This is a genomic window from Vibrio sp. YT-19(2023) (genome assembly GCF_033337395.1).
In genome coordinates this window covers 1-609 of record NZ_JAWOQN010000731.1, presented here as the reverse complement: position 1 = coordinate 609, position 609 = coordinate 1, and the positions used below count along the sequence as shown (strand labels likewise).

At 53.4% G+C, this 609-nt stretch carries 1 pseudogene; it reads right to left on the bottom strand.

The features are described from left to right. Positions 1-609 (bottom strand): annotated as a pseudogene (locus tag R7E78_RS28165) (hypothetical protein); the annotation flags it as partial.

The window sequence follows — 609 nt, the reverse complement described above, 5'->3', positions numbered from 1 at the left end:
TTGCCATTACTGAAGTGATCGTGGTACCACCTAACTCCGCCGCGGCGGACTGCAGATCTTTATCGAACTCTAGCGTTACCGTCACGCTTTGGCCGATGGCTTGGTGCTCAGGCGTAAACGTCACGTTAGTCAGCGTTGGCAGAGACTGCGCCAGTGTAAAGCTCTGGCTTTCACTCACTTCAATGCCCGCTGAGTTCGTCCCCGTCACCATCACAGTATAAGTACCATTGGTTTGGTGACTCATGTCCATTGCGTCACTGATCCAAGTGCCACCGGCTTGTACTGTCGCGCTGCCGCTTTTTAGTACCGTCGCGCTGCCTTGGGCTTTCACTTCAAGACGCAGGGACTGACCGTCAAAACGTGTCGACGTGCCTTCGAATTGTAGCGTGGCGGCATGCGTTTCATCCACATTGCCCACTGGCGTGATGGCTAAGGTTGGCGTGATCGGCATGGAGTAAGCCGTGTTCTGACTACCGGTATTCCCTGATAAATCTTGGTAGTCACGAACAAGCAACGCCACATTGAGCTCTGACGTGCTTGGTACCACCACATCACCAGTCCAAATACTTGGGTCCGCGGTTGCCATTAATGAAGTGATCGTTGTACCAC